A 23,943-nucleotide genomic window follows, 5' to 3' on the forward strand; every position below is an offset into this window, starting at 1 on the left:
AAGAAAAAGCCGGCAACATCAATCCGATAGCGCCGCGCGACAGTCGCGTCTCAGCGCCTGGTCTTGGATTTGTTGAGGGCCACGGCCTCGCGGACGAGCGACTTCAGGGCGTCCGCGTCGATCTTGTCGCCTTCCTTGAAATCGATGGCGCGCCGGGTGTTGCCTTCCAGGCTGGAGTTGAAGAGCTTCTTGGGATCTGGCAGCGCCGCGCCTTTGGCGAAGGTCAGCTTGACGACAGCCTTGTAAGTCTCGCCGGTGCAGATCATGCCGGCATCCTCCCAGACCGGCACGCCGCGCCATTTCCATGTCTCGACGACTTCGGGCGCTGCCTCCCTGATAAGAGCGCGGAGCCGGGCAAGCGTCTCGCCCCGCCAGTCGCCCAGCTCCTTGATCCGTCCGTCGATCAGTTCGGACGCAGACTTGCCGTCCTGCATGTCGCCTTGTTGCATGTCCGGTTCTCCTCGATGCTGGATAGAGATCGCCACCTTGGCCCTTTCGGGGGAGACGGCGCTTGATTTTTCGTGCGCTTACATCCGTTCGCCGGGCAGCTGGCTCGCCTGCTTCACCCAAGAAACGAATTGCTCCTCGTCGATCGGCTCGTTCTCGTGGATGTGGAAATAGCGTGTGTCCTTGCTCTTGGATTCGACAGGCGGCACGGGCTTCAGCGACAGGCCGCGGAAGAACGCCACCTTGATGTATTTGGCGAAGCAATGGATGCCGAGGAACCAGCCTTCGCCTTCCATGCCGTAGAAGGGAGAGTTCCATTTGACGGCCTTTTGCACGCCAGGGACGGCCTGCATGATGAGCTGGTCGAGCCGGCGCCCGACCTCGCTCTTCCAGCCCGGCATCGCCGCGATATAGGCCTGCACCGGAGCATCGCCGTAGCCCTTGGCGATCTGTGGGTTGCCGCCTGAAAGCAGGACAGGTTTCGCGTCCGCGGACTTGGCAGCCTTCGATCTCGTTTTTGCCATCAGGCCGATCCCGTGCGCTCGCCCGCCGGCCCCGCGCGCCATCCGGCGGCATAGGGCAGCACGAACATATAGAGGCCGCTGAACAGCAGCAGGAAAAGCGGAATCAACGGCGAATAGACGATCCAGGCCGGCGGTGGGCCCATGGCCATGGCGGCGAAATTGGCGATGACGGTGACGGTGAAGATGATCGAAAGCCAGCGGTGAAGCTGCCTGATCCACTTGCTCCAGTTCAATATAACCTCCCTTGCAAATGACGATACGGATCGAGCTCTCTACCAGCGCGCCAGCTGCGAAAGCTGAATGAGGTTGCCGCAGGTGTCGTTGAGCTGCGCGATGGTCGCGCCGGTCACCGCGGTCGGCGCCATGGCAAAACTGCCGCCATTGGCCTTGATGCGCTCATGATCGCTCTTGATGTCGTCGGTGAACAGCATCAGCGCCGGCTGGCCTTGCTTGAAGATGGCCTGCTGATAAGTTTTTGCCGCCGGATTGTCGTTGAGGGCCAGCTGCAGTTCGGTGCCGTCCGGATCGTCAGGCGAGACGACAGTCAGCCAGCGAAACGGGCCATTGGTGAAGTCGGCTTTCTTGGTGAAGCCCAGAATTTCGGTATAGAAGCCAAGAGCCTTTTCCTGGTCGTCGACATAGATGCTGGTCAGCTTGATCTTCATTTTCGTGCCTCCATTGCTTACGCTCGCGGGTTGCCGCCCCGCCGGGACCGTGTCTGTGTTTTGAGGCTTCGGCGGACGTCAATCGATCCGCGAAAGCAACTGCTCCAGGGCCGTGAAGTTGCGCTTCCAGCCCACCGTGGCGCCGCGGTAATACGGCTCCTGGTCGGTGCGGAAGCCGACCTGCTCCATCCGCAAATGCGTGCCCTTGCCCGTCGGGGTGAGCGTCCAGGTGACCACGCTCTCGAGATCCTTGGTGTCCCAGCTGTAGGACAGGGTCCGGTTGGGCTCGACCGTCCGCACCTGGCAATCGACGCCGCCCCATTCGGCGCTCATATTGAAGCGATGGTCCACGACCGGCTTGAAGCTGTTCTTCATCAGCCACTCCTCGATGAGATGCGGTTGGGTGAGCGCGCGCCAGATCTTCTCCGGCGGAAAAGGTATCTCGCGCTCGACGATGACGGAGCGCGTTGCGGCCTCATTCATTGATCCATCCTTTTGAGCAGGTCTTCCAGATCGTCGAAGCGGCTTTCCCAAAACCCCGCCATGTGGCGCGTCCAGTCCATCAACGGCGCGAGCGCCTTGAGCTGGGCGCTGTAATGGGTCTGGCGGCCCTCATGGCGGTCGCGCACCAGTCCCGCCTCCTTGAGGACGCCCAGATGCTTCGACACCGCCGGCTGCGACACCCCGGCCTGGGCGGTCAGGGCTCCGACCGTCTGCTCGCCCTGGCGGCAGAGGCGTTCGAAGATGGCGCGTCGCGTCGGATCGGCGAGCGTCCTGAACAGCATGTCATGCGCGGTCGTCATTAACCGATAACCCGTTGGCTATTGATTGACGTATAACTATTGGGATATGCATGAGTCAAGCAGCGAATGAGGACGCGCATCCGAAGCCGCGGCCGTGGGCCGGCACGCCAGTACGGCCGGACGCTACTGAATAGATGGTTGCTTATGCTGCGTTTGCTGACGGAACGGTCAAATCCCTCAGCAGCGTGGAAAGGTCCGGTTCGTCAATGAGCAGGGCGGCGTCGACCGCCGGAAGCCATGCGCGCTGGCGGTTCGCGGCTTCCTGCCAATCAACAAGCTCCTCGGCAACCTCGAGCAGATAGACCACAACGTCGACGCGAATGAAGCCGTCGGGCATGCGTTTCCAATAGGAATAGGTGCCGGCAGGCTGCTTCAGCGTCCTGCCGAGCACGCCGGCTTCCTCGCGGGCTTCGATCGTTGCCGCCCTGCGCCCGCTCTTGCCCTTCATCGGCCAGCCCTTAGGCACGATGAAGCGCCGCGTGGTGCGTGAGGTGACCAGCAACACTTCGAGATTGCCGTCTTCTCGCACCCGATACGGAATGGCCGCCACCTGGCGGATCCGTTGGCCTTTCCTGGCTCTGCGGACTGCTTTTTTCTTGGTTGTTGCCATCCCAAATTCCGGTCAGAGCAGCATCCCTGCCATACGCTATCCGCGTAGGCAAAAACCTGTTCTCCTGCAAACCCTAGAGCGTTTCACCGTTTCACGGAAACGGCGACCCGCTCTATCTCTTTTTGACGCAATTCCCGACGGAAAACCGTGTCACACTTTTCCTGGAATTGCTCTAGAACCACCGCCCTTGCAATCCGGCATTTTGCCAGTAAGTAAGTCGGCTAATAAACTGAAAAGAACAATATGTCAGCGGCAAACCCTGGAAATAATGTTGCCGACCGATTCCATCCGACATGTGTTGCCGTATACCGGCACATCGGGTTGGCGCCTGGGCGGGGCCGGCCGGTCGAGCTCGCGATAGATTTGCTGCTGCTGCTGGTATTGCTGCCGCTGCAAGCGGTTCTGCAACTGCTGCAGCTCATTCTGCTGCACCAACGCGTTGCGATTCGTCGGGATGACGATCTGCGCATAAGACGGCGCAATCAGACAAACCGAGGCCGCCAGCACGGCGCCTGCCAGAACAGCCGGACGAAGCATCCGCAAGGCTCCCATACGAAAAACCATGCGTTTCATATAGAGCGGATGGCCAATAACGCTATGGGCAAGTTGCGAAACGTGATGCGGCTCACCGAGGCCGCGCGATTGGCTATGCCGCGACGCCGGCGCTGGAGATCGGGGTCGACATCCCGGTCAGCGCCGTCGCCAGTTCCCGCATCTGCGGAAAGGCCGGCGTCGAGTTCTCCACCAAGCAGTGGGAAATCGAGGGGCGTTTCGCCGCCGCCGAGAATCTGCCCGGCAATCCGGCATTGCACTTGACGGAAGCCATCGATTCGCCCCTCTATCGGGTCGGCGCCGGGCTGGAGCTCGATGACGTCAACGGCGTCGGGTTGGCTGTCAGGTACAACGGCGCCTTTGGGCAAACGGTCAAGCAGAATGCGGTCAGCGCGTCTCTGAAGGTCAGCTTCTAGCTGACGCGGGCGGCGGCTAAGAAGGGATCTCATGAGGACGAAATACGCGTATCTCGCGGCGATGCTGGCAGCCGCCTGCATTGCCGGTGTGCCGGCAGCGGGAGTTGCCGCGCAGAATAAGGCCGACAAGGTGGCGCCCGCGGCCGCTCAGTCGGGCGACGCAGCGGCCAAGCCGCAGCTGCCGGGCGGCGCCTCGGCGCTGTCGGAGACGCATGGCGACTGGACGGTCAACTGCCAGGTCACCGGCACCAACAAGGTCTGCAGCCTGTCGCATCAGCAGTTCAACAAGCAGAGCGGCCAGCGGCTGCTGGCGATCGAATTGACGACCAAGACCGGTCAGGACGCCGCCGGCACGCTGGCGCTGCCCTTCGGGCTTGCCTTGGCCAATGGGATCTCGTTCGAAATCGACGACAAGAAGCTGGATGGCACGTTGCAGTTCAACACCTGCCAGGCGGTAGGTTGCCTGGTACCGGTGACGTTCGATGCCAATATCACGCCGTTGCTGCAAAACGGCACCACGCTGAAGGTCAACGCCACGGCGGCCGACACTGCGCAGCCGATCTCCTTCACCATCTCGCTCAACGGTTTTGGCAGTGCGCTCGCCCGGACGGCGGACCTGTCGGCGGACTAGCTCGTGGGGATCGCTGCTGTGTGTGAGCGTGCGCGCATGCAGGGATTTCACTCAAACGCCCGTCGCGATCGTCATCCTATGGCGGAGCAAGGAGCGAAGCGACGCGCGCAGACCATAGGATCCATGCCGTGACCTCGAAGCGCTGTAACGGTGCAGGTTCTGCTCCGCAGCGCTCCTTGGCCGGCGTAACGGCATGGATCCTCGGGTCTACGCGTCCGCTTCGCTCCCGCTCCGCCCGTGGATGACGACCCTGAGATGCTTCGGCCAACCACCACGGTCTGTCAGCTACTCCACCTCGCGCAGACGGTAGCCAACGCCGGTCTCGGTGATGATGTAGCGCGGTTGGTCCGGCGTTTTCTCGATCTTCTGTCGGAGCTGACGCACATAGACCCTCAGATATTGCACGTCGGTCGAGTCGTTCCAGATCTGCTTCATCAGGAACTGATGGGTCAGCACCTTGCCGGCATATTGCACGAGCATGCGCAGGATGTCGTATTCCTTGGGCGACAGTTTCAATTCCTTATCCTCGACCTTGACAATGCGCTTCACAAGGTCGACCGAAAGGTCGCCGGTATGGAACACCGGCTTCTCGCCCTGTTGCTGGAATTTGTGGCGCAGCGCCACGCGGATGCGCGCGACCAGCTCGTTCATGCCGAAGGGTTTTGTAACATAGTCGTCGGCGCCGAGCTCGAGCGCTGCGACGATACCGGCCTCGTCGGTGCGGCTGGAGAGGATGACGACCGGAACGTCGAGTCCGTCGGCCCGCCATTTGCCGAGCAATTCGAGGCCGGTCATGCCGGGCAGGCCGAGATCGAGCAGGATAAGGTCGGGCCGTTCCGCCTGCATGAGTTCGATCGCCGCCATGGCATTCGGCGCCTCGGAGACCGCATAGCCCTGGCTGCCGAGGCCGACGCGCAGCAATTTTCGGATCGGCGGCTCGTCGTCGACGACCAAAATGGAGACGGTCTGATTTGTCATGCCGCATCGTCCGTAAGGGGTGCGCCGAGCGCCGGCAACTCAGCCGGCACCGGCATGCGGATGGTGAAGATCGCGCCTGGACGGTCGGTGCGGTTGGCCGCCGCGACCGTGCCGCCCATCGCCTCGATGAAGCCGCGACTGATCGACAGTCCGAGACCCGTGCCGGCGCGCACCTGGTCGCGCTTGCGCACGCGGTAGAAGGTATCGAATATCCGCTCCAGATCGTCCGGCGGGATGCCCGGCCCCTCGTCCATCACCTGCAGGATGACGGCGCCGCTGTCCACCCAGGCCTGCAGCCGGATGGCCGAGCCCGGCAAGGCGTATTTGGCGGCATTGTCGAGCAGGTTGAACAATGCCTGCTCGAACAGAACCGGATCGAGCCGCAGCATCGGCAGGTCGGCCGGGATGTCGGTCTCTATTTTGTGCTCGGCGGTGATCTTCTGCGCCCGGTTCAACGCTGAGCCGACGACATCGCCGACATAATTGAGCGCATAATTCGGTTCCATCGCGCCCGACTCGATCCTGGTCATGTCGAGCAGATTGGCGATGAAGCGGTTCAGCCGCTCGGACTCGCTGACGACGGTCGCCAGAAGCTCCGCGCGATCCTGTTCCGGCAGCGCCGGCGCGAATTCCTTCAGCGTGCCGGCCGCGCCCATGATCGCGGCAAGCGGCGTCTTCAGGTCATGCGAGATCGAGGTGAGCAGCGCCGAGCGCAGCCGGTCCGCTTCCGCGGCCAGCCTGGCGCGGTCGACATCGGCGACGAGCTGGACGCGTTCGATGGCGACGGCGGCCTGGTCGGCCAAGGCGTCGAGCAAACGTTGCTGCTCGGGCGTCAGCAGCGGGCCCTGCTTGTCATTATCGAGACCGACGACGCCGATCGCCGTCCGTCCGGTGCGCAAGGGGAGATAGAGACGTTTTGCGCCGGGCAAGGTGTCGGCGCCGCGGCCGGCCGGCCGATTGTGCTCCCAGGCCCAGCGGGCGGCGGCGATATCGGCCTCGGCCAAGGTGTCGTCCGGCGGATAGCCGGCCTTGACGGTGATGGTGCCGTTTTCCGGCAAAAGCAGCACGACGCGGACCTTCAGCATCGAAGCGATCTGGAAGGCGGTGGCCCATAAGACGTCGTCGAGCGTGCCGGCACCGGCGAGCTTCCTGGAAAAGGAATAGATGTCCCCGGTGGCGCGCGCCCGCGAGCGGGCGGCGACGGCCTGGCGCTGCACGCGTGCCGTCAGATTGCTGGCGATCACGGCGACGACGAGGAAAACGGTAAAGGCAACGATGCTCTCCGGGTCCCTGATCGTCAGCGTGTAACGCGGCTCGAGGAAGAAGAAATTGAAGGCAAGCGCGCTGAGGAAACAGGCATAGAGCGCCGGCCAGAGCCCGAACGTCACGGCCGAGGTCAGCACGGCCAGAAGCAGGACGCTGGCGAGATTGCGCACGTCGAAGAACTGGTCGAGGATCGAGCTAGCGGCCAGCGCGCCGGCGACATAGGCCGTCGAGAACAAATAGGGCCAGATCTGGAAAGGCTTCTGCTCGGGCGCGGCCTTCACCCGCGCCGACGGCGCGTCGCCATCGCGCCCGGCGCCCGAAATGACATGGACGCTGATGTCGCCGGCATTGCGGATCAGATCATAGGTGAGCGAGCCCTCGATCAGCTCGCGCCAGCGCGAGCGGGTCGGCCTGCCGACGACAATATGGGTGAAGTTGTTCGTCGTCGCGTGGCGAACGATGTCCTGCGCGACGTTCTGGCCGGGAATGGTTGTGATCTCCGCGCCGAGCTGCTCGGCAAGACGCAGGTTCCTGGCCAGGCGGTCCTTGTCCTCCTCGGACAGGCCGGCGAGGCGCGGCGTGTCGACATGCAGCGCCGTCCAGGGCGCGCGCAGCCGGTCGGCGAGCCTGCGTGCGTAGCGGATGCGGGCCGCTCCGCCAGGCTGCGAGTCGACGCAGACGAGCACCCGCTCGCCGGCCGCCCACGGCCCCGGAATGGCGTGCGACTGCATATGGTTGAGCAGTTGCTCATCGACGCGCTGGGCGGTGCGGCGCAGCGCCAGCTCGCGCAGCGCCGTCAGATTGCCCGGCGAAAAATAATTCTCGATCGCGCGCTGCGCGGTGTTGGGGAAATAGACCTTGCCGTCCTGCAGCCTCTTGATCAGGTCGTCGGGCGTGAGGTCGATGATCTCGATGTCGTCGGCCTTGTCGATGATGGAATCGGGAACAGTCTCGCGCACCCTGACCCGCGTGATCTGGGCGACGACGTCGTTCAGGCTTTCGACATGCTGGATGTTGAGCGTGGTGTAGACGTCGATGCCTTGCGCCAGGATCTCCTGCACGTCGAGATAGCGTTTGGGATGCCGGCTGCCGGACGCGTTGGTGTGGGCAAGCTCGTCGACCAGGACCAGCGCAGGGCGTCGCTTCAGGATAGCGTCGATGTCCATCTCGTCCAGGGTCTGGCCGCGATAGTCGACCAGGCGGCGCGGGATCACCTCAAAGCCGTCGACCAAGGCCTGGGTTTCCTTGCGGCCGTGCGTCTCGACGATGCCGATCACGACGTCGATCCCATCGGCGCGGCGGGCGCGGCCGGCCATCAACATCTCATAGGTCTTGCCGACGCCGGGCGCGGCGCCGAGAAATATGCGCAGGCGGCCACGGCCCTCGCGCTCGGCATGCTCCAGCAGCGCGTCGGGGGAGGGTCGGTTCTTGGGGTCGGTCCTGTCGTCCGGCATCAGGTCCAATCATGAATTGCGCCGGGGATCGTGTCGATCCCCGGGCGCGGGCGGGTTACTTCAGGTCGTCCAGCGCCAGGTTCAGCGCCAGGACGTTGACCACCGGCTCGCCGAGGACGCCGAGCTCGCGCTCCTCGACATGGCTGTCGACGAGCGCCTTCACCTTGGCCTCGTCCACGCCGCGGGCCTCGGCGACGCGCGGCACCTGGAAATAGGCGGCGTCCGGGCTGATGTCGGGATCGAGACCGCTGCCCGAGGTAGCGACGAGGTTCATCGGCACCGGCGCATTCGGGTTTTCGGCCTTGAGCCTCTCGGCGTCGCCCTTGACGCGCTCGATGAGCTTGGGATTGGTCGGACCGAGATTCGAGCCGCCGGAGGCGGCGGCGTCGTAGCCTTCACCGGCTGCCGACGGCCGGCCGTGGAAATAGCGGTCGACGGCGAAAGCCTGGCCGATCAGGCTGGAGCCGATGACCTTGCCGTCTTTTTCGACAAGGCTGCCATTGGCCTGGTTCGGAAACAGCGCCTGGGCGATGCCGGTCATCCCGATCGGATAGATGAGGCCGGTCAGCACCGTGAAGAAGACGATCATGACCAAAGCGGGTCTGAGTTGCTTGGACATCGGGGCAAATCCTTATGCGAGGCCGAGGGCTGTGACGATCAGGTCGATCGTCTTGATGCCGACGAACGGCACGACGATGCCGCCGAGGCCGTAGATGAGCAGGTTGCGAGTGAGCAGCGAACCGGCGCCCATGGCTCGGTACTTCACGCCCTTCAGCGACAGCGGTATCAGCGCGATGATGATCAGCGCGTTGAAGATGATGGCCGACAGGATGGCGCTCTGCGGCGTCGCCAGATGCATGATGTTGAGCGCCTGCAGCGGACCGCTGGGCTGGCCGGGCGCGACGTAGAAGACCGCGAACATCGCCGGGATGATCGCGAAATACTTGGCCACGTCGTTGGCGATCGAGAAGGTGGTCAGCGAGCCGCGCGTCATCAGCAGCGCCTTGCCGATCTCGACGATCTCGATCAGCTTGGTGGGATCGCTGTCGAGGTCGACCATGTTGCCGGCCTCGCGCGCGGCGACGGTGCCGGTGTTCATGGCGACGCCGACATCAGCCTGGGCGAGCGCGGGCGCGTCGTTGGTGCCGTCGCCGCACATGGCGACCAGCTTGCCCTTGGCCTGCTCCTCGCGGATCAGCGACAGCTTGTTCTCCGGCGTCGCCTGGGCGAGGAAGTCGTCGACGCCGGCTTCGGCGGCAATTGCCGCGGCGGTAAGCGGATTGTCGCCGGTGATCATCACCGTGCGGATGCCCATCTTGCGCAGCTCGGCGAAACGCTCGCGTATGCCGCCCTTGACGATGTCCTTGAGGTGGACGACGCCAAGCAGGCGGCCGTCGCGCTCGACCGCCAGCGGCGTTCCGCCGGCCTTGGCGATCTCGTCGGCGATCGCCTGCAGGTCGCGGATCGTTTCGGTCGTCGGGCGCGCGCCGTGGGTGGCGACGGTCGACCGGTTCACCTGATTGAGCACCGCATCGACCGCGCCCTTGCGCACGGACGAGCCGTCGATGTCGACGCCGCTCATGCGGGTCTGCGCGGTGAATGGCACGAAGGTCGCGTGCAAGGTTGCCATGTCGCGGGCGCGGATGGCGTATTTCTCCTTGGCCAGCACGACGATCGAGCGGCCTTCCGGAGTCTCGTCGGCCAGCGATGCAAGCTGGGCCGCGTCGGCCAGCTCCTGCTCGGTGACGCCCTTGACCGGGCGGAACTCGGTGGCCTGGCGGTTGCCGAGCGTGATGGTGCCGGTCTTGTCGAGCAGCAGCGTGTCGACGTCGCCGGCGGCCTCGACGGCGCGGCCGGACATGGCAAGCACGTTGAAGCGCACCAGGCGGTCCATGCCGGCGATGCCGATCGCCGACAGCAGTGCGCCGATCGTGGTCGGGATCAGCGTCACGAACAGCGCGACGAGGATCGTCACCGGGATATAGCCGCCCGAATAGGAGGCGAAGCTCGGGATGGTCGCGGTCGCCAGCACGAAGATCAGCGTCATGCCGACAAGCAGGATGTTGAGCGCGATCTCGTTCGGCGTCTTCTGGCGCTCGGCTCCTTCGACCAGCGAGATCATGCGGTCGAGGAAAGTGTGGCCGGACGCGGCGGAGATGCGCACGCGGATCCAGTCGGAAAGTACCTGCGTGCCGCCGGTGACGGCGGAGCGGTCGCCGCCGGATTCGCGGATGACGGGCGCGGATTCGCCGGTGATCGCCGCTTCGTTGACCGAGGCAACGCCCTCGATCACCTCACCGTCGGAAGGGATGATGTCGCCGGCTTCGACCAGCACGACATCGCCGACCTTCAGGCTAGTGCCGGGAATCAGCTTGAATTTCGAGCGGTCCTCGCGGTTGGTGAGCAACTTGGCCTGGGTCTCGGTGCGCGCCTTGCGCAGCGAGTCGGCCTGCGCCTTGCCGCGGCCTTCGGCGACGGCCTCGGCGAAATTGGCGAACAGTACGGTGAACCAGAGCCAGATGATGATCTGCAAGGTGAAACCGAGATCGCCAACGCCGGCAATCAGGTCGCGGATGAAAAGCACGGTGGTGAGAGCTGAGACGACCGCGACGACAAACATCACCGGGTTCCTGGCCAGCGTGCGCGGATTAAGCTTGCGGAAGGCGCCGCCGAGGGCTGGCACCAGAACGCGCGCATCCACGATAACAGCGGATTTGGACTGGCTCATTTTTGGGTTCCGGTATCAGTTATGTTGGACGGCGCCGGGTGTTCGGTCTTCGGGAACAGGTGCGGCAGGCCGGTGGCCAGCAGCCACAACACGAACAGCGCGGCCGCCATGCCGAGAAAGGTTGAAAGCGTCGGGAAAGGTCGAGGCTTCTCGTCCCTTCCGTCGTCGGGCGCTCCGTCACCGGTCGGGGGGCGGTCGCTGCGTCGTATGTCATTGAAGCGGGGCATGGTCACCTCAGAAGGTCTGTCCATGAATCATCGCCAGATGCTCGACGATCGGACCGACGGCGAGCGACGGGAAGAAGGTGAGGCCGCCGACGATGACGATAACACCCACCAGGAGGCCCACGAACAGCGTGCCGTCGGTCGGGAAGGTGCCGGCGGAGGCGGGCACGGTCTTCTTGGCGGCCAGCGAGCCGGCGATGGCCAGAGCCGGGATGATGACCAGGAAGCGGCCCATCAGAATGCCGATGCCGATGGTGACGTTGTACCAGGGCGTGTTGCCGGTGAGGCCGCCGAAGGCCGAGCCGTTGTTCGCGGCCGCCGAGGTATAGGCATAAAGCACCTCGGTGAAGCCATGCGGGCCGCCATTGGCCATCGAGGCCACGGCGCTCGGCAGGACCACGGCGATGGCCGTGAAGATCAGCATCGCCAGCGGCAGACACAGGATTGCCAGCATCGCCATCTTGACCTCCTTGGCCTCGATCTTCTTGCCGAGATATTCGGGCGTGCGGCCGACCATCAGGCCGGCGACGAAGACGGCGAGGACGACGAACATCAGGATGCCGTAGAAGCCGGCGCCGACACCGCCGACAATGACTTCACCGAGCTGCATGTTGATCAGCGGGATCATGCCGCCGAGCGCGGTGAAGCTGTCATGCATGGCGTTGACGGCGCCGCAGGAGGCGGCCGTGGTGATCACCGCGAAAAGAGCCGACAAGGCGATGCCGAAGCGCGTCTCCTTGCCTTCCATGTTGCCGCCGTCGATGCCGAGCGCATGGACGACCGGGTTGCCGGCGGCTTCCGCCCAGTAGCAGACGGCGACGCCAACGAGGAACAGCACGCCCATCGAGGTAAGGATCGCCCAGCCTTGGCGCTCACTGCCGACCATGCGGCCGAAGACGTTGGTGAGACCGGCGCCGAGCGCGAAGATCGACAGCATCTGGATCAGGTTGGAGATCGCGCCCGGGTTCTCGAACGGATGCGCCGAGTTGGCATTGAAGAAGCCGCCGCCATTGGTGCCGAGCATCTTGATGGCGAGTTGCGAGGCCACTGGGCCGAGCGCGATCGTCTGCTTGGCGCCTTCCAGCGTGGTGGCGTCGACATAGGCGCCGAGCGTTTGCGGCACGCCCAGCCAGACATAGGCAAGCGTCAGCACGATACAGATCGGCAGGAGCACGTAGAGCGTGCAGCGGGTGAGGTCGACCCAGAAATTGCCGATCGACCTGCCGGACGCGCGGGCGAAGCCGCGGATCAAGGCAATGGCGATGGCAATGCCGGTGGCGGCCGAGACGAAATTCTGAACGGTGAGGCCGGCCATCTGCACGAGGTAGGACATCGTGCTTTCGCCGCCGTAGTTCTGCCAATTGGTGTTGGTGATGAAGCTGGCGGCGGTGTTGAAGGCAAGCTCAGGATCGACCGCGGTCATCCCGGCAGGATTGTAGGGCAGGGCGCCCTGCAGCCGCTGCAGCGCATAAAGGACGATGAAGCCAGCGAGGTTGAAGAGCAGCATGCCGGTCGCGTAGGCGGCCCAATGCTGTTCTTCCTTTTCGCTCGTTCCGGCGAGGCGATAGAGCCCGCGCTCGATCGGCACGAGCAGCGGCGACAGCAAGGTGCGGTCGCCGCTGAAGACGCGGTGCATATAGAAGCCGAGCGGCTTCACGAGCAAAGCCAAGATCCCGCAATAGACGAGGATCTGTATCCAGCCATTTATAGTCATGATGGGCTCTCCGCGTGCCGGTCAGAAGCGCTCTGGGTGGATGAGCGCATAGGTAAGATAGGCAAGCAGGAACAAGGTCACCGCGCCGCCGAGGATGTAGTCGAAAAGCATGGTACGGTCCCTTGCTCAGATTCTGTCGCAGGCTTTGACGTAGGCTGAGGACAAGGCGAAGAATAAAATCCCGATCCCGAGAACTATGAGGTCCATGGCAGGCATTCCTTGTTTTCCACCTTGCGCTTCCGGCTCGCAGTGGCGGGCTCAAAACTATACGCGGACCCACGTCGCCTTGTCGGCGACGGCGGTTCGCAGCGCTTTTCGAAGGAAAATATGGACCCGATCGCCATAAAGGTTCGAGACGGAGCAGGTGGGAAAGATATAGGAATTCTATAAGGATTTTGACTGGGCGCGCTTTGGGTGCGGGAGCGCGCTATGCGTTGCCGGAGCTCGGTCTGGCCGCGAAAATCCGCCTGTAACCGTGCAAAAAGGGAACGGAGAAAAATGCTCGACATCGCACCATCGCAACAGGCGGCAACCTGGCTCGGCTCATTCGGCCGGGCGCTCGAGGCCGGCGATATCGAGGCGGCGACGAACCTCTTCGCGCAGGATTGCTACTGGCGCGATCTCTTGACCTTCACCTGGAACATCAAGACCATGGAAGGACAGGCGGCGATCCGCGACATGTTGAAGGCCACGCTGCCATCGGCGCAGCCATCGCACTGGCGGATGTCCGCGGAGCCCAGGGTCGACGACGGCACCGTCGAAGCCTGGTTCACATTCGAGACGGCGGTGGCACGCGGCGAGGGGATCCTGCGGCTCAAGGACGGCCGCTGCCGCACGCTGTTCACGGCGATGAGCGAGCTCAAGGGATTCGAGGAACGGAAGGGGCCGGCGCGGCCACTCGGCATCCGCCACAACGCCGACCCGAAGCGCGAGACCTGGGCGGAAGCACGAGCGCGCGAGGCGCGCGATCTCGGCGTGCATGAGCAGCCCTATTGCCTGGTGATCGGCGGCGGGCAGGGTGGCATCATGCTTGCCGCCCGGCTGCGCCAGCTCGGCGTGCCTACCGTCATCATCGAGAAAAATGCGCGCGCCGGCGATTCCTGGCGCAACCGCTACCGCTCGCTCGTGCTGCACGATCCCGTCTGGTACGATCATCTGCCCTACATTCCGTTCCCGGAAAACTGGCCGGTCTTCACGCCCAAGGACAAGATGGGCGACTGGCTGGAGATGTATACCCGCGTCATGGAGCTGAACTATTGGGTCGCCACCAAATGCGTCAGCGCCGCCTATGACGAGGCCGAAAAGATCTGGACCGTGGTGGTCGACCGGGTCGGCCAGCGCGTCACGCTGAAGCCGAAGCACATCGTCTTCGCCACCGGCGCATACGGGCCGCCGCGGCGGATCGAATTGCCCGGCGCGGATAGCTTCAAGGGCGAGCTTTTGCATTCCAGCCAGTATTCGACCGGCGAGAAATTCCGCGGCAAGCGCCTCGCGGTGATAGGTGCTGCAAGCTCAGGCTACGATGTCAGCGTCGATCTGTGGGAAGCCGGCGCCAAGGTCACCATGGTGCAGCGCTCGCCGACGACGGTGGTGAAGTCCGACACGCTGATGGATGTCGGCTTCGAGATATTCTCGGAGAAGGCGCTGGCGCGCGGCATCACCACCGACAAGGCCGACATGATCGTCGCCTCCACGCCCTTCGCGCTGGTGCCGAAGGGCCAGCGCGCGCTCTATGATGTGATCCGGGCGCGCGACGCGGATTTCTACCAGCGCCTCAGCGACAGCGGCTTCGCCATCGACTTCGGCGAGGACGAGACAGGGCTGTTGATGAAGGCCTATCGGACAGGCTCCGGCTACTATATCGATGTCGGCGCCTGCGAGCTGATCCTGAACGGCGAGATCAAGGTGAAGAGCGGCGTCGGCATCAAGTCGCTGACGACGGACGGCATCCTGTTCGAGGACGACAGCGAGCTCGCCGTCGACGCAATCGTCTGCTGCACTGGCTACCAGTCGATGAACGAGACGGTTGCGGGCATCGTCTCGCGCGAGGTCGCCGACAAGGTCGGCCCGTGCTGGGGCCTGGGCTCCGGCGTGAAGGGCGACCCGGGTCCGTGGCAGGGCGAATTGCGCAACATGTGGAAGCCGACGGCGCAGGAAGCGCTGTGGTTCCACGGCGGCAATCTGGCGCTGTCGAGGTTCTATTCGAAGTTCGTTGCGCTGCAGCTCAAGGCACGCATGGAAGGGATAGCGACGCCGGTTTACGGCGAGCCGAGTAATTCGCGGCGGTGAAGCTTCAATCTCCCCCCTTGTGGGGGAGATGGCCGGCAGGCCAGAGGGGGGCGCTGTCCCGCCGGCGTCTCAATCGATGCTACTCGCCGCCAGCCGGCTCCCGGTCGGTCGCAAGTCAACAAAGTTGCCGTTCCTTCGCGCCCCCCTCTGCCCTGCCGGGCATCTCCCCCACAAGGGGGGAGATTGGCCAATCACCTTCCAAAATGCATCGCCGCCACATCGACATGCGTATGGGGCGCATGGGCCTCGAAGCGCTCCGTCTCATTGTGGTCGGGCGCTTCGTTCGGCCACCATTTGCCGCCGATGACGATGCCGTTGGAGACCAGCCGCTGATCCGCGATCAATGACGCGCCGACGGCGTCGACGAAGGTGAAGCGGCCGGGTTGGAGCTTCAGCACGGCGACGTCGCCGGTGCCGCCGACCTTCAGTGTACCGAGTTCCGGCCTTGCGATCGCCTCCGCCGGCCGCTGCGTCGCCGCGCGCAGCACCTCGACCAGCGGCATGCCGAGCGCCATGAGCTTCGACATGCAGACCAGGATGTCGAAGGCCGGACCGTCGACGCAGTAGAGATGCACGTCGCTGGAGATGACATCGGGCGCGAGGCCCTCGGCAAGCATCGCCTTCGCCACCTCGAAGTCGAAGGAACCCATGCCGTGGCCGATGTCGAAGATGACGCCGCGCTCGCGTGCCAGCCGCATGTCCGGCCGCACCGCTCCGGAGGCGAAGACCGGCGCGTTGGGAAACGGCCGGAAGCAATGGGTGAGAATGTCGCCGCGGCGCAGCCTGGGCAGCACTTCCGAGCGGCCGGGCGGCGGCTCGTCGATATGCGCCATCAGCGGCAGGCCGGCCTTGTCGGCGGCTTCGAGCGCGAGGTCGACAGGCGCGATGCCGCTCGAGCCGCCGGCATGCTTGCCGGAACGGACCTTGACGCCGACGACGACATCGGCATGCTCGCGCACCGCGGCAACCGTCTCACGCGGCTCGCAAAGCCTGAGGTCGCCGCATTCGCCGACGGATACGGTCTTGGCGAAGCCGAAAATGCCGGCAAAAGAGATGTTGACGTAAGCGAGAATCCGGACCTTCGAGCGCTCGATGACATGGCGGCGGAAGCCCAGGAAATTGCCGGCGCCGGCGCTGCCAGCGTCGATGAAGGTGGTGGTACCGCTCTTGGCGGCGAGCCGGTCGGCATCGACGCCGAGCGAGGTGCCGCCCCAGTAGACGTGGCTGTGAAGGTCGATGAGGCCGGGCGTGACGATGCAATCCCTGGCGTCGACGACTTCACCCGCCGCCTCGGCATTGATGGCGGCGTCGATCGCGGCGACGCGGCCATCGGCAATGGCAACATCGCGTGGCGCGTCCAGGCCCGATGCGGGATCGATGAGGCGCCCGCCCTTGATCAGGAGATCGAACTGCATCGGTGCCCTCGCTGTTTGTTCGTTTCACGCAATTCCGGACGGAAGGCTACGGCGAAGTCGCCGAACATAACCGCTAAGCACTTTTCCTGGAATTGCTTCAAGCGATCCGACCGGGCGATCAGACCGGCCGATAGGCGACGGCTTCGACTTCGATCTTGATGTCGATCATCAGGCGCGATTCGACCGTGGTGCGCGCTGGCGGATCCTTCGGGAAATGTTTTGCATAAACGGTGTTGAATGTGCCGAAATCGCGCGCGTCCTCCAGCCAGACGGTGGTCTTCACCACATCGTCCATGGTGCAGCCGGCGAGCGCCAGGGCCGCCTTGACGTTCTGCAGCACCTGCTCGGCCTGCTCGGCGATGCCGCCCTTGACGACGAGCCCGTCGCTGCCCACCGGCACCTGGCCGGAGATATAGACGAAATCGCCGGCGCGGACGGCGGGCGAGAGCGGAACGTGGGATTTCCCAAAGCACTGCTTGGACAAGGGGAGCCTCCTTCTATCGACTGACGGGAACCGGGGTTGCATAGCCGTCTACGCCTGTCGGCACGATCCTCCTAGAGCCAATGTCGGAAAGCAACATTCTTTCGAAATCCATGTTGCTTTATTACAGAAGCCTGAGCATCTTGCGCTCGACGCAGCTTGAAATCGGCCGCGCATATGAGGGAGATCGGCATGACCTTCGACAAGAATCCGTTTCCGGAAGGCGATGCCGACCGCCACGCGCTGTGGGAAATGCTGGTGCGGCGCGACATCGACGCCTTCCTCGGTCAGGATTGGTCGATGGTCGAGGACGATTTCATCGCGGAAAGCTTCTTCGGCATGCATGCGCATTTCCTTGCCAATGCAGATGCCTGGCGGCTGCAGTTCCCCAGGCTGGAGGTCTATCGCGACGAATGGTTGCGCCAGGCCGAGGAAACCGCGGCGACGAAATTCGCCGAGCCGCTGCGCGAAGCGCTGTTTCGCGTCACCAACATGTGCGACATCGACGTCGACGGCGACCGCGCGGTGCTGCACAAGAAGTTCGACGGCTCGGTCGCCAAGGCCGACGGCGGCGTCGACCGGCTCAAATGGCAGACGCTCTACTTCTGCCGCAAGGTCGGCGGACGCTGGAAGATTGCCGGCTTCGTCGGCTATATGCCGCATCCGCTAGGCAGCTAAATCTGCCGATATTCAGGTGAGGCCGGCCTGCAAAGGCCGGCTTCCTGCGCTTCCGGTGCTCACGTACGAAAAGTACGCTCCGCTCCGGTTCTCGGAAGCCACCATTTTCGACTCGGCCTGACCTGAATCTCAACAGATTTAGGGCTCGGCGACTCCTAGGCCCGAAAGGAAATACCTGCAGAAAGCGGCAACCGCTCATCGGGCGAGCGGTGGTCGAACACGACGCCCATGGTCTTACCAACCGCGGCCATGACGATCAGTTCGATCAGATGGTCGTCGCTATCCTGGCAGGCCGGGTCGGATCGGCGTATGGCGTCGAGCATCGCCCGGGTCGAGACGGTATCGCCGGCGCGAAATTTCGAAAGAGCAGATGAAACAAGATCTTGCACCGTCGGGTCCATGACGGGCACTTCCGCAGTGACGTTCATCGGCCTCCTCCTGCCATGAACCCTCCCGCAAAAGATGATACGCCAACGGCTGGAATGTGCCAGCAAAATGGTGGTCCGACCAGTGTGGCTGGCGACAACCCCCGTGTTTCAAGCGCAGATGTGGACACCTGCTGGCTAATGGCAGCGTAAGCTCGACGCACCGCGCTCAGGTTGGTAAGCCCGTCGCGCGCAGGGAGACGATCCGAGTCGAGAACATGACCGTTGCAATCGAGATGGGACAGACGAGCGCAGGCGCGCCGGCGGCCCTCGACCTTGAGGAGTTGCTGGCGACCCGCCTGCTGGTGCAGGGCAATTCGGGCTCGGGAAAATCGCATCTGCTGCGCCGTCTTCTGGAGCAGAGCGCGCCCTGGGTGCAGCAGACCATCATCGACCCCGAAGGCGACTTCGTGTCTCTCGGTGAACGCTTTGGACATCTGGTGATCGATGCCGAGGAGCATACCGAGCGCGGCCTGCAGGCGGCCGGCGAGCGGACGCGCATCCACCGCGTCTCGACAGTGCTCAACCTCGAAGGGCTCGATGCCGAGAACCAGATGCGGCGCGCCGCGGCATTCCTCGGCGGGCTGTTCGAGGTCGCGCGCGACCACTGGTATCCGATGCTTGTGGTGGTCGACGAGGCGCAGCTCTTCGCGCCCGCCGCCGCCGGCGAGGTTTCGGACGAGGCACGCAAGCTCTCGCTGGGCGCCATGACCAATCTGATGTGCCGCGGCCGCAAGCGCGGGCTTGCCGGCATCATCGCCACGCAGCGGTTGGCGAAGCTCGCCAAGAACGTCGCGGCCGAAGCCTCCAACTTCCTGATGGGCCGGACCTTCCTCGACATCGACATGGCGCGCGCCGCCGACCTGCTCGGCATGGAACGGCGCCAGGCCGAAGCTTTCCGCGACCTGGAGCGCGGGCATTTCATGGCGCTCGGTCCTGCCTTGTCGCGCCGTCCGCTCGGCGTGCGCATCGGCCAGACCGAAACCAGCCCGCGCAACGGCACGCCGCGGCTGATGCCGATGCCGGGAGCCGCGCTCGAAGATGCGCGCGCGATCATTCTTGCCGCGCCGCCGCCGGAGACGGTCAGGCCGCAGCGCCGGCCTTCGCCCGACCTGCTTGACCAATTGATGGCGGCCAAGGCCGCGCCGCTGGACATGCGCCCCGAGCCGATGGAGGCGCAGCCAAGCGCCGAGGACCTGGCAGAGCGGCGCGAGCGGATGGACCGCATCCTGCGCGCCATCCTGGCGGAGCCGGATGCCGGGTTCCGCGTCATCGGCGTGCTCTACCAGGAATTCGTGGTCCGCTGCCGCATCGAAGGGCTCGCCTCCGTGGTGCCCGACCTGTCGGAGTTCCGCCGCATGCTGACGCGCGCCCGCGCCGGCGTCGGCTCCGACATGGCCGAGGACGACGCCTGGCGCGACGTTTCCGTGCGCGCGTCACTGCTGCCCGAGGACATGCAGGGCGTGTTCATGATGATCGCGCGCGCCGCCAAGGAAGGCTGGCCCTGCCCGAGCGACGCGGCGATCGCGCGGGCTTACGGTTCGCATTCGCTGCGCCGCGCGCGCCGGCTGCTCGACTATATCGAGGAGCAGGGCCTCATCGTCTGCCAGGTCGACGGCGTGGGCCGGCGCACGGTGACGCTGGTCGAGCTCGCCTGGGCGACGGCGCCGGGCGACCCGAACGCCGCCGAGCAGGACAGCCTGGCGGTGTGATAACGGCCGCAGCTCGATCGCGCGGACGCCGCGAAGCAACGGCACGCGATGGGACACCCAATGTTCCCGGCCCTTAGCGGCAACACAGGGTTGGGGGCGATGGCGTCGCAGTTCATGCCTTGAGGGCGGTGCGATCCGCCCCAGTCGATTGCCGCATTGCACAATCCCGCCCGGCCTGCACAATAGGCGCATGTCCACCGGTTCGTTGACCATCCTTGTTATCGACGAGAACCGCATCCGTGCCTCGATCATCGAGGCCGGATTGCGGGACGCCGGCCATCGCCATGTCACGGTGGTCCATGACGTCGCCGGCATCGCCCGGCGCATCGCCGAGATCGAGCCGGACGTCATCGTCATCGATCTCGAAAATCCCAACCGCGACATGCTGGAGAACATGTTCCAGCTGTCGCGCGTGGTGAAGCGGCCGATCGCGATGTTCGTCGACCGCTCCGACCAGGCCTCGATCGAAGCGGCCGTCGATGCCGGCGTGTCCGCCTATGTGGTCGACGGGCTGAAGAAGGAACGCATCAAGCCGATCCTCGACATGGCGATCAGTCGCTTCAATGCCTTCTCGCGCATGGCGCGCGAACTGGAGGAGGCGCGCAGCGAGCTTGAGAACCGCAAGGTCATCGACCGGGCCAAGGGCATATTGATGAAGTCGCGGGGCTTAAGCGAGGAGGCGGCCTATGCGCTGCTGCGCAAGACCGCCATGAACCAGAACCGCAAGATCGCCGACATCGCCCAGAGCCTGGTGACCGCGGCGGGATTGCTGGGGCCGCTGGAGGGCGAATGAGTATGTCGGCAGCGCATCAGATCACCGCCGGCTTCATGCCGCTCCTTGACAGCGCCGTCCTGGTCGCAGCCGGCGAGATGGGCTTTGCCGCGCGCGAGGGAATCGAGCTCAAGCTGCATCGCGAGACCTCCTGGGCCAACATCCGCGACCGCATCGCCATCGGCCACTTCGATGTCGCCCATATGCTGGGGCCGATGCCGCTCGCCTGCAGCCTCGGCCTCACGCCGCTTGCTTCCGAGACCATCGTGCCGTTCTCGCTCGGGCTCGGCGGCAATTGCATCACGGTGTCCAATGCGGTGTGGCAAGGCATGGCGGCGCATGGCGCCGCGCCTGACCTCGATCCGGCGCGCGCCGGCGCGGCGCTCGGCGCACTGATCCGCGAGCGGGCGGCCGCCGGCCGCGAACCGCTGCGCTTCGCCGTCGTGCATCCGCATTCCGGGCACAATTACGAGCTGCGCTACTGGCTCGCCGCCTGCGGCGTCAATCCCGATCGCGATATCGAGATCGTCATCGTGCCGCCGCCCTTCATGGCCGATGCATTGGCCGCCGGCCGTATCGACGGCTGTTGCGTCGGCGAACCCTGGAACAGCGCCGCCGTCGCGGCAGGCACCGGCCACATCGTCACCGTGAAGGCGCTGCTGTGGCGCAACAGCCCGGAAAAGGTGATCGGGGTGCGCAAGGTGTGGGCCGAAGAGAACCCGGAGGCGCTGGCGGCGCTGCTGAGGGCTCTGCATCATTCCGCCCGCTGGTGCCAAGATCCGGCACACCGCGGCGAACTGGCGGCGCTGATGGCAAGGCCGGCTTTTCTCGGCCAGCCGGAGGCGATCCAGATGCCGGCCCTGACCGGGCAGCTTCAACTTGGCGGCGGCGCGGCACGGCGCGTCGAGGATTTCTTCCTGCCCTTCGACAAGGCGGCCAATTTTCCCTGGAAGAGCCATGCGCTCTGGTTCTACACGCAGATGGTGCGCTGGGGACAGTTGCCACATACGCCGCAAAACCTCGCCGTCGCCCGCGATTGTTACCGGCCCGACCTCTATCGCTCGGCGCTGAAGCCGCTCGGCGTGGCGCTGCCGGGCGCCAATGCCAAGGTCGAAGGGGCGCTGAAGACAGCGACGCCGGTCGGCTCCGCGGGGGCAAGCCTGGTCCTCGGTCCCGACGGATTTTTCGACGGCCAGATCTTCGATCCGGACCGGATAGACGCCTATATTGCCGGCCAGCGGCGCGCCTGATCATTTGCGCGCCAATCTTGTGCATTGCACAAAATTTATGCGCAATGCCTATGCCATTGATCAATGTTTGACCGTGCTGTCCGTCGGCCAGAGCAGCGCCTGAGTCGCGGATCATATTGTTTTTCCTCGAGATTCGCTCTCGGCGCAAAACTGGCACGCTTCGTGCTTTGAAATAATCGAGCCCGTTCGCGGGCAATGGAACAGGCGTCCAATGGCGGGCGCCACAGGCAAAGCTGCCGCTCAGGTCACCACGCGATCCCGGATGTACGGACGCGCGAGGCCTGGACGGCGGCTTTTTTCGTTTTTGGACCCGACCACGCAAATCGATGGCGCCGATCCAGCCGGCGCCGAGCGGAGACGACGATGACCAAGCGGATCGCAACAACATTGCTCAATGATTTCACCCGTCGCGATTTCCTGGTGAGCAGCGCGCTGACCGCGGCGCTCTTTGCTGCCGCGCTCCTGCTGTTTCCCGCCAATCACCAAACCGGAGGCAAAAGCCCGCAAGTGACCGCGCAAGTCCCGGGCTCGCCCCGCTGATACCTCGCCTCTGATCGACACAACATGAGCGGCGCCTCCCACGCCGCAAACCGGAGCCCAAGATGACCGCAAATCTCCCAGCCGCGCCCAGCCAGGACAATGCTTCCCGGCAGGCGCTCGTGATGTCCACCATCGCCTTCACCGTGTGCTTTGCGGTGTGGACGATCTTTTCCATCATCGGCGTGCGCATCAAGCAGGAGCTCGGCCTGAACGAGACCGAGTTCGGCCTGCTCGTCGGCACGCCGATCCTGACGGGCTCGCTCGTGCGCATGGTGCTCGGTATCTGGACCGACCGCTATGGCGGCCGTCTGGTCTACACAGCGACCATGCTCGCCGCGGCGATCGCGACCGTCCTGCTCGCTTTCGCCCACACCTACGGTCAGATGCTGCTTGCCGCTCTCGGCGTCGGTCTTGCCGGCGGCTCCTTCGCCGTCGGCGTCGCCTATGTCTCGCGCTTCTTCCCGGCCGGAAAACAAGGCACCGCGCTCGGCATTTTCGGCGTCGGCAATGTCGGCGCCGCTGTCACCAAGTTCCTGGCGCCCTTCGTGCTGCTCGCCTGGGGCTGGCAGTCGGTGGCGTTGATCTGGGCCGCGGCGCTGGTCGTCATGGCCGCCATCTTCTGGTTCACCACCGGCGACGACCCGGTCATCCGCGAGCGCCGCGCCGGCAAGGCGGCGCCGGCAAGAAGCTTCTGGCAGGAATTCGCGCCGCTGAAGAACCTGCGGGTCTGGCGCCTCGCCTTCTATTATTTCTTCTCCTTCGGCGCGTTCGTGGCGCTGTCGCTCTGGCTGCCGCGCTATCTGATCGGCGTCTACGGTTTCGGCATCGCCACCGCCGGCATGATCGGCGCCGCCTATTCGATCCCCGCCAGCATCTTCCGCGCCTATGGCGGCGTGCTTTCCGACCGCATCGGCGCCCGCACCGTGCTCTATTGGACCTTCAGCGTCTGTGCCGTCGCGACACTGGTTCTGTCTCTCCCCTCGGCAGACTATGTCGTGCGCGGCATCAGCGGGCCGATCCCTTTCCATTTCGAGATCGGCCCGCTCGCCTTCATCGGCGTCGCCTGCGTGCTCGGCTTCTTCATGAGCCTCGGCAAGGCCGCCGTCTACAAGCACATCCCGGTCTACTATCCGCAGAGCGTCGGCGCGGTCGGCGGCGTCGTCGGCATGATCGGCGGGCTTGGCGGCTTCATCCTGCCGATCGCCTTCGGCGCGCTGAACGATCTCACCGGGGTCTGGTCGAGCTGCTTCATGCTGCTCTTCCTCATCGTCGTCTCCTGCCTGGTCTGGATGCACGTCACCATCCGCCGGATGGAGCGCGCCGCCGAGGTCAAGAGCCCGTCCCTATCCTACGCCGCCGAATAGATCGG

At 64.6% G+C, this 23,943-nt stretch carries 28 protein-coding genes; 9 read left to right on the forward strand and 19 right to left on the reverse strand.

Annotation, left to right across the window (positions count from 1 at the left end; all coding sequences use genetic code 11):
* Positions 1 to 50: 50 nt before the first annotated feature.
* From FJ419_RS05770 to FJ419_RS05810, 9 genes are all read right to left on the reverse strand, one after another.
* Positions 51 to 449 (reverse strand): DUF1801 domain-containing protein, encoded by a 399-nt coding sequence (locus FJ419_RS05770; RefSeq protein ID WP_140688331.1) that lies wholly within the window; start codon positions 447 to 449, stop codon positions 51 to 53.
* 78 nt (positions 450 to 527) lie between these two features.
* A complete protein-coding gene (locus tag FJ419_RS05775; RefSeq protein ID WP_181170624.1) occupies positions 528 to 971 on the reverse strand; it encodes a DUF1801 domain-containing protein in 444 nt (147 codons plus the stop codon).
* A complete protein-coding gene (locus FJ419_RS05780) occupies positions 971 to 1,204 on the reverse strand; it encodes a hypothetical protein (RefSeq protein ID WP_140688339.1) in 234 nt (77 codons plus the stop codon). The genes FJ419_RS05775 and FJ419_RS05780 overlap by 1 nt, the downstream gene beginning before the upstream one ends.
* A gap of 39 nt (positions 1,205 to 1,243) precedes the next feature.
* Positions 1,244 to 1,636: a VOC family protein gene (locus FJ419_RS05785; protein ID WP_140546258.1), complete on the reverse strand. Its 393-nt coding sequence runs from the start codon at positions 1,634 to 1,636 to the stop codon at positions 1,244 to 1,246.
* Between the two features lie 78 nt (positions 1,637 to 1,714).
* On the reverse strand, positions 1,715 to 2,119 hold the full coding sequence (locus FJ419_RS05790; protein ID WP_095769285.1) for an SRPBCC domain-containing protein: 405 nt from the start codon (positions 2,117 to 2,119) through the stop codon (positions 1,715 to 1,717).
* The gene (locus tag FJ419_RS05795) at positions 2,116 to 2,439 is read right to left on the reverse strand and encodes a metalloregulator ArsR/SmtB family transcription factor (protein ID WP_140636921.1); all 324 of its coding nucleotides are present in this window, start codon (positions 2,437 to 2,439) and stop codon (positions 2,116 to 2,118) included. Before FJ419_RS05795 ends, FJ419_RS05790 begins: the two co-directional genes overlap by 4 nt.
* 142 nt (positions 2,440 to 2,581) lie before the next feature.
* The gene (locus tag FJ419_RS05800; RefSeq protein ID WP_140688345.1) at positions 2,582 to 3,049 is read right to left on the reverse strand and encodes an NUDIX hydrolase; all 468 of its coding nucleotides are present in this window, start codon (positions 3,047 to 3,049) and stop codon (positions 2,582 to 2,584) included.
* 246 nt (positions 3,050 to 3,295) lie between these two features.
* Positions 3,296 to 3,586: a hypothetical protein gene (locus tag FJ419_RS05805; RefSeq protein ID WP_246679128.1), complete on the reverse strand. Its 291-nt coding sequence runs from the start codon at positions 3,584 to 3,586 to the stop codon at positions 3,296 to 3,298.
* A gap of 109 nt (positions 3,587 to 3,695) precedes the next feature.
* Positions 3,696 to 3,875: a hypothetical protein gene (locus tag FJ419_RS05810; protein WP_140688349.1), complete on the reverse strand. Its 180-nt coding sequence runs from the start codon at positions 3,873 to 3,875 to the stop codon at positions 3,696 to 3,698.
* On the opposite strand from FJ419_RS05810, the gene FJ419_RS30710 reads away from it, so the two are divergent.
* The gene (locus tag FJ419_RS30710) at positions 3,862 to 4,017 is read left to right on the forward strand and encodes a hypothetical protein (RefSeq protein ID WP_181170625.1); all 156 of its coding nucleotides are present in this window, start codon (positions 3,862 to 3,864) and stop codon (positions 4,015 to 4,017) included. The genes FJ419_RS05810 and FJ419_RS30710 overlap by 14 nt on opposite strands.
* A gap of 31 nt (positions 4,018 to 4,048) precedes the next feature.
* Complete coding sequence (locus tag FJ419_RS05815; RefSeq protein WP_140688351.1) at positions 4,049 to 4,648, forward strand: invasion associated locus B family protein; 600 nt, start codon at positions 4,049 to 4,051, stop codon at positions 4,646 to 4,648.
* A gap of 285 nt (positions 4,649 to 4,933) precedes the next feature.
* Here FJ419_RS05815 and FJ419_RS05820 read toward each other — a convergent pair whose 3' ends face one another.
* The 7 genes from FJ419_RS05820 to kdpF are packed head-to-tail and all read right to left on the reverse strand — an operon-like array spanning position 4,934 to position 13,123.
* The gene (locus tag FJ419_RS05820) at positions 4,934 to 5,626 is read right to left on the reverse strand and encodes a response regulator transcription factor (RefSeq protein ID WP_140688353.1); all 693 of its coding nucleotides are present in this window, start codon (positions 5,624 to 5,626) and stop codon (positions 4,934 to 4,936) included.
* A complete protein-coding gene (locus FJ419_RS05825; RefSeq protein WP_140688355.1) occupies positions 5,623 to 8,346 on the reverse strand; it encodes a sensor histidine kinase KdpD in 2,724 nt (907 codons plus the stop codon). Before FJ419_RS05825 ends, FJ419_RS05820 begins: the two co-directional genes overlap by 4 nt.
* Before the next feature lie 55 nt (positions 8,347 to 8,401).
* A complete protein-coding gene (gene kdpC / locus FJ419_RS05830) occupies positions 8,402 to 8,965 on the reverse strand; it encodes a potassium-transporting ATPase subunit KdpC (protein ID WP_140688357.1) in 564 nt (187 codons plus the stop codon).
* Between the two features lie 12 nt (positions 8,966 to 8,977).
* On the reverse strand, positions 8,978 to 11,074 hold the full coding sequence (gene kdpB / locus FJ419_RS05835; protein WP_140688359.1) for a potassium-transporting ATPase subunit KdpB: 2,097 nt from the start codon (positions 11,072 to 11,074) through the stop codon (positions 8,978 to 8,980).
* The gene (locus FJ419_RS05840) at positions 11,071 to 11,325 is read right to left on the reverse strand and encodes a hypothetical protein (RefSeq protein WP_246679129.1); all 255 of its coding nucleotides are present in this window, start codon (positions 11,323 to 11,325) and stop codon (positions 11,071 to 11,073) included. Before FJ419_RS05840 ends, kdpB begins: the two co-directional genes overlap by 4 nt.
* Positions 11,309 to 13,012, reverse strand: a complete 1,704-nt coding sequence (kdpA, locus tag FJ419_RS05845) for a potassium-transporting ATPase subunit KdpA (RefSeq protein WP_140688366.1) — start codon at positions 13,010 to 13,012, stop codon at positions 11,309 to 11,311. Before kdpA ends, FJ419_RS05840 begins: the two co-directional genes overlap by 17 nt.
* 21 nt (positions 13,013 to 13,033) lie before the next feature.
* Positions 13,034 to 13,123 (reverse strand): K(+)-transporting ATPase subunit F, encoded by a 90-nt coding sequence (kdpF, locus tag FJ419_RS05850; RefSeq protein WP_140688371.1) that lies wholly within the window; start codon positions 13,121 to 13,123, stop codon positions 13,034 to 13,036.
* A gap of 387 nt (positions 13,124 to 13,510) precedes the next feature.
* Here kdpF and FJ419_RS05855 point away from each other — a divergent pair, with 387 nt between their 5' ends.
* Positions 13,511 to 15,301: an NAD(P)/FAD-dependent oxidoreductase gene (locus FJ419_RS05855; RefSeq protein WP_140688376.1), complete on the forward strand. Its 1,791-nt coding sequence runs from the start codon at positions 13,511 to 13,513 to the stop codon at positions 15,299 to 15,301.
* A gap of 191 nt (positions 15,302 to 15,492) precedes the next feature.
* Here the strand turns inward: FJ419_RS05855 and FJ419_RS05860 are convergent, their stop codons facing one another.
* Both FJ419_RS05860 and FJ419_RS05865 read right to left on the reverse strand, forming a co-directional pair.
* Entirely contained in the window at positions 15,493 to 16,716 is a 1,224-nt protein-coding gene (locus tag FJ419_RS05860; RefSeq protein WP_140688381.1) for an amidohydrolase/deacetylase family metallohydrolase, read from the reverse strand.
* 118 nt (positions 16,717 to 16,834) lie between these two features.
* A complete protein-coding gene (locus tag FJ419_RS05865) occupies positions 16,835 to 17,242 on the reverse strand; it encodes a RidA family protein (RefSeq protein WP_181170626.1) in 408 nt (135 codons plus the stop codon).
* Positions 17,243 to 17,389: 147 nt separating this feature from the next.
* Between FJ419_RS05865 and FJ419_RS05870 the strand changes: the two genes are divergently transcribed.
* Positions 17,390 to 17,875 carry a hypothetical protein gene (locus tag FJ419_RS05870; protein WP_140688388.1) on the forward strand — a complete coding sequence of 162 codons (486 nt, stop codon included), beginning with the start codon at positions 17,390 to 17,392 and terminating at the stop codon, positions 17,873 to 17,875.
* 155 nt (positions 17,876 to 18,030) lie between these two features.
* Here FJ419_RS05870 and FJ419_RS05875 read toward each other — a convergent pair whose 3' ends face one another.
* Positions 18,031 to 18,303, reverse strand: a complete 273-nt coding sequence (locus tag FJ419_RS05875) for a hypothetical protein (RefSeq protein WP_140688390.1) — start codon at positions 18,301 to 18,303, stop codon at positions 18,031 to 18,033.
* Positions 18,304 to 18,518: 215 nt separating this feature from the next.
* On the opposite strand from FJ419_RS05875, the gene FJ419_RS05880 reads away from it, so the two are divergent.
* From FJ419_RS05880 to FJ419_RS05900, 5 genes are all read left to right on the forward strand, one after another.
* Positions 18,519 to 20,012, forward strand: a complete 1,494-nt coding sequence (locus FJ419_RS05880; RefSeq protein ID WP_140688392.1) for an ATP-binding protein — start codon at positions 18,519 to 18,521, stop codon at positions 20,010 to 20,012.
* 190 nt (positions 20,013 to 20,202) lie between these two features.
* Complete coding sequence (locus tag FJ419_RS05885; protein ID WP_140545508.1) at positions 20,203 to 20,805, forward strand: ANTAR domain-containing response regulator; 603 nt, start codon at positions 20,203 to 20,205, stop codon at positions 20,803 to 20,805.
* Positions 20,806 to 20,807: 2 nt separating this feature from the next.
* Positions 20,808 to 22,034 carry a CmpA/NrtA family ABC transporter substrate-binding protein gene (locus FJ419_RS05890; protein ID WP_181170639.1) on the forward strand — a complete coding sequence of 409 codons (1,227 nt, stop codon included), beginning with the start codon at positions 20,808 to 20,810 and terminating at the stop codon, positions 22,032 to 22,034.
* Positions 22,035 to 22,397: 363 nt separating this feature from the next.
* A complete protein-coding gene (locus FJ419_RS05895; protein ID WP_140688398.1) occupies positions 22,398 to 22,574 on the forward strand; it encodes a twin-arginine translocation signal domain-containing protein in 177 nt (58 codons plus the stop codon).
* A 62-nt stretch (positions 22,575 to 22,636) separates the two neighbouring features.
* A complete protein-coding gene (locus FJ419_RS05900) occupies positions 22,637 to 23,938 on the forward strand; it encodes a nitrate/nitrite transporter (protein WP_140688400.1) in 1,302 nt (433 codons plus the stop codon).
* The last annotated feature ends 5 nt before the right edge of the window (positions 23,939 to 23,943 follow it).

It is taken from the genome of Mesorhizobium sp. B2-6-2, from assembly GCF_006440615.1.
Lineage (GTDB): Bacteria > Pseudomonadota > Alphaproteobacteria > Rhizobiales > Rhizobiaceae > Mesorhizobium.